Here is a 4,175-nt window from a genome sequence, read left to right on the forward strand (position 1 = left end):
CGCGCTGCTTGAGGGCCTTGTTATAAGAGGGCCAGTTGGTGATTTTAAAATTTTGTTTTGCCATGGATACCTGATTTTGAAACAACTATGGTGATCTGCTCCGATGATTACCCAAAAGTTCTATTTATTCAACAAAGCCCAACGGCCAAACCAAAGAGGGCGTGAGCTGCGATGCGGGCACGGGGCCCCTGGCTGCTCAGCGAACAGGTAAAGAATCAATATGCGGTTTTTACGGCGAATCCGCACTACTGGGGGAGCGCGCCAGACTTGCAGCGCGTGGTCTGGCGTGTGATTCCTGACAGGCAAAGCATGTTGATGGCGTTCGAAAAGGGCGATATTCAGCTGATTTTTGGTGCTGATGGCGACATGCTGGACGGTGATAATTTTGCTGCACTGCAAGCGGCAGGACGCTTTAAAACGCTGCTCAGCGCGCCTATCGCTTCGCGCGCTTTGGTGTTGAACAGCAGTCGCCCTGCGTTATCTGACAGGCAGGTTCGCATCGCGTTGCAATATGCGGTGGACAAACAGGCGATCGCGCAAGGGGTGATGTCTGGCAGTGAAAGCGTGGCTGACACGCTGCTGGCACGCACGGTGCCCTACGCCAACATTGCCGATTTGCTGATGTATACCTTTGACAGCGCACGGGCAGCGGCGCTGCTGGACGCCGCAGGCTGGGCGCAGACCAACGGCGCAGCGCAGCGAGAAAAGCAGGGCGTTCCGTTACGTCAGGTGTTATCCTATAACAGCAATAATGCGGGCGAACGGCAGATTGCCGAGGTAGTGCAGAGCGATTTCAGGCAGATAGGTGTCACTGTCGATCTGTTGGGTGAGGAAAAACAGGAGTATCTGGATCGGCAGAAGTCTGGCGATTTTGACATTCAGTACTCGCTTTCCTAGGGCACACCTTACGATCCGCAATCCTATGTCTCGTCGTTCCGTATTCCGTATTCCGGCGCACGCGGATTATCAGGGGCAAAAAGGGCTACCGAATAAAGCGGAGATCGATACTGCCATTGGTGCTGTGCTGATAGAGCACGATGATGTGAAACGTCAGGCGCTGTATCGCCAGATATTTTTAACGCTGGCGCAGGAGGGGGTGTATATCCCGCTGACCTACTCGCGCACCAAAGCGGTGTTTAGTCCGGCGTTACAGGGGGGTGTCCTTTAATCCTTCGCAGTACGAGATCCCCTTTGAAAAGATGTACTTTCAATAGGTCAGGGCGAGCTTAATGGGGCGTTATGTGTTGCATCGGCTGCTGTTGATGGTGCCGCTGATGCTCCTGATTACCGTTGTCACGTTTTTGCTTATCCAATTATCGCCTTCCGATCCGGCGGAGGTGGCCTTAAGCGTCAATATGATCGTTCCGACGCCGGAAGCTATTGCTGCGCTACGTCTGGAACTGGGGTTGGATGCGTCCTTGTTGCAGCAGTATCTGCGCTGGCGATGATTGTGACGTTATCGCTGGTGATTGCTGCGCTGTGTGTGGTGAGTGCTGGGCGTTGGCCAGACAAACTGCTGCGCACGGGGCTGTTTTTTCTGACGGCGATGCCGAATTATTGGGTGGGGCTACTGTTGCTTTGGCTGCTGGCGGTGAAATGGCAGTGGCTGCCGGTGGGGGGCATTGATGCACCGGGGGCGGTTATCCTGCCTGCCTTAACGCTGGCATTGGGCTATCTGGGTACATATGTACGCCTGCTGCGTGCCAATATGTTGGCACACTTACATCAACCCTATGTTGATTATGCGTGTGCGCGCGGTTTGAGTTCAGGCCATATTCTGTGGCGCTATGTTCTGGTCAATGCTCTGTATTCGCCGTTGGTCGCGCTTGGCATGAGTATCCCAAAGCTGTTTGCTGGTACGCTGATTATTGAGAACATCTTTTCCTGGCCGGTGTTAGGGCGTCTGTGCGTTTCGGCGATTTTTCAGCGTGATTACCCGATCATTCAAGCCTATGTGTTGTTAATGGCGTTGCTGTTTGTGGCGGGTAATTTTCTCATCGATATCCTGCTGATGTGGCTCGATCCCCGTTTACGTCGCGGGGTAGCGCTATGATTCGCCGCCTGTGGAGCGGTATCGCGCGCGATCCACTGGCGTTGCTCAGTCTGGTTTTTCTATTGGCAGTTATGGCTGCGGGCCTGTTGGCTCCTTGGCTGGCATCCCACGATCCACTGCTGGTTTCCTGGCGCGATAAATATCACGGCATCAGTCTGAATTACCCGTTGGGGGCCGATCACCTCGGAAGCTGCATCTTGTCACGCTTGCTGTTTGGTATCAGAAATACTCTGTTTGTCGCTCTGTTGGCGATGGCCGTCACCATGCTGACGGGCACTGTGCTCGGCATGCTGGCGGGTTACCTGCGCGGGCGGGTTGACGCTGCACTTATGCGTTTGTGCGATCAGATGCTCTCTTTTCCCGGTGAGGTGATGATCTTTGCGCTGGTCGGCATTTTGGGGACAGGGCTGCAAAATACCCTGTTGGCTGTGGTGCTGGTGAAGTGGGCGTGGTACGTGGTATGCCCGCATGGTGCGCGGTATTGTACTTCAGTACAGCGACAAACACTATACCCACTATGCTCGCCTGCTGGGGGCTTCTCCCGGCTATTTGATACGGCGCCACCTGCTACCCGTGACGGCGGCGGAACTTATCGTGCTGGCAACAACGGACAGCGGTGCGGTTATCCTGCTGCTTTCGGCGCTTTCCTTTCTTGGGCTGGGCGTGCAGCCCCCTACCCCGGAGTGGGGGGCGATGCTGGGGGAAGCGAAAAAACGTGATGATGGTGCATCCGGAACAGATGTTGCCTGCCGGGATCGCTATCGTGCTGGTGGTTGCTGCCTGCCAGTACCTCGGCGATGGCTTACGCGATGCGCTAGATGTTACCAGCGGGGATGAAGGCCGCTCGGTGTCTCTTGGTGCGTGAAATAGCTGAAATAGTCCCCTACACCGCACGCTCGATATCTGCCAGCGCTTTTTTCGGTTAAATCAGCGGAACACGCACTTCAAAGCGAGTAAAGGTATCGGCTTCGCTCTCAACGGTAATGCCGTAGCGGTTGCCGTAGCACGCCTTGATGCGGCGGTCGACCAGATTCATGCCTAAACCATCGCCCGCTGTCGGAGGCTGATAGGTGCCTGCATTATCCTCGACCGTCAGTTCCAGCGTGTTGGCGCGGTAGCGGCCGCTGATGTGGACATGACCGCTCTCAATCATCTGCGAAATACCGTGTTTGATAGCGTTTTCCACGATGGGTTGCAACGAGAACGCTGGCAAACGCGCATCCATCAGTTCTTCCGGCAGCGTAATTTCTACCGTCATGTGGTCAGCGAAACGCGCCTTCTCAATTTCCAGATAGGCGTTGACGTGTTCCATCTCATCGCGCAGCGACACTTCATCGTTGCTGCGTTTCAGGTTTTTGCGAAAGAAGGTAGAAAGGGATAGCACCAGTTTTCGTGCATGATCTGGGTTGCGCCGTATGACGGCGGACAAGGTGTTGAGCGCGTTAAACAGGAAGTGCGGGTTGACCTGTGCGTGCAACAGCTTGATTTCCGACTGCGCCAGCAGCTGTTTTTGCTGCTCGAAACGCCCGGCCAGAATCTGTGCGGAAAGCAAGTGCGCAATACCTTCTCCCAGTGTGCGATTGATGCTGGAAAAAAGCTTGTTCTTGGGCTCATACAGTTTGATGGTGCCGATCACACGCTGCTCTTCACCGCGCAGCGGTATCACCAGCGTCGAGCCAAGTTTGCAGTGGGCTGAGATAGAGCAGGTATAGGGCACTTCATTACCGTCAGCGTACACCACCTGATTATTGTCGATGGCACGGTGAGTATGCAGCGAGGTAATCGGTGAGCACACCTTGTGGTGATCGTCACCCAGACCGATAAACGCCAGTAGCTTGTCGCGATCGATAATGGCAGCGGCACCGACACCCAGCTCCTCGTAGAGAATGCGCGCTACGCGCATGCTGTTTTGCTGATCGAACCCTTGGCGTAACGCACCTTCCGCGTGCGCGGCAATTTGCAGTGCCTTGGCAGAAAATGCCGGGTCGTGTATTCAATATGTTGATTGCAGTGTGAAATGTCCGGTTTTGGATGTGGAATACAGTGGCTAAAGTTGATGTAAGATGCCCGTTTTGTGAACAGACATCTCCTGTGAAAAAACACGGTTATGGCAAAAGTGGCC

Annotated in this window: 2 protein-coding genes and 4 pseudogenes; 5 read left to right on the forward strand and 1 reads right to left on the reverse strand. The window is 54.6% G+C overall.

The window, feature by feature from the left end:
* Positions 1-140: 140 nt before the first annotated feature.
* The 4 genes and pseudogenes from QZ506_RS17865 to opp1C all read left to right on the forward strand — a co-directional run.
* Positions 141-1,214 (forward strand): annotated as a pseudogene (locus tag QZ506_RS17865) (ABC transporter substrate-binding protein); the annotation flags it as partial.
* Between the two features lie 15 nt (positions 1,215-1,229).
* Positions 1,230-1,448, forward strand: coding sequence for a hypothetical protein (locus tag QZ506_RS17870; protein ID WP_291972960.1), 219 nt, complete (start codon positions 1,230-1,232; stop codon positions 1,446-1,448).
* A gap of 2 nt (positions 1,449-1,450) precedes the next feature.
* Positions 1,451-2,053, forward strand: coding sequence for an ABC transporter permease (locus QZ506_RS17875; protein WP_291972961.1), 603 nt, complete (start codon positions 1,451-1,453; stop codon positions 2,051-2,053).
* Positions 2,050-2,918 (forward strand): annotated as a pseudogene (opp1C, locus tag QZ506_RS17880) (nickel/cobalt ABC transporter permease). The gene QZ506_RS17875 and the pseudogene opp1C overlap by 4 nt, the downstream one beginning before the upstream one ends.
* Positions 2,919-2,975: 57 nt before the next feature.
* Here opp1C and QZ506_RS17885 read toward each other — a convergent pair.
* A pseudogene (locus QZ506_RS17885) lies at positions 2,976-4,034 on the reverse strand (histidine kinase); the annotation flags it as partial.
* A 62-nt stretch (positions 4,035-4,096) separates the two neighbouring features.
* On the opposite strand from QZ506_RS17885, the pseudogene QZ506_RS17890 reads away from it, so the two are divergent.
* Positions 4,097-4,175, forward strand: a pseudogene (locus QZ506_RS17890) (IS1 family transposase); the annotation flags it as partial.

The organism is Candidatus Symbiopectobacterium sp., assembly GCF_020054415.1.
GTDB lineage: Bacteria > Pseudomonadota > Gammaproteobacteria > Enterobacterales > Enterobacteriaceae > Symbiopectobacterium.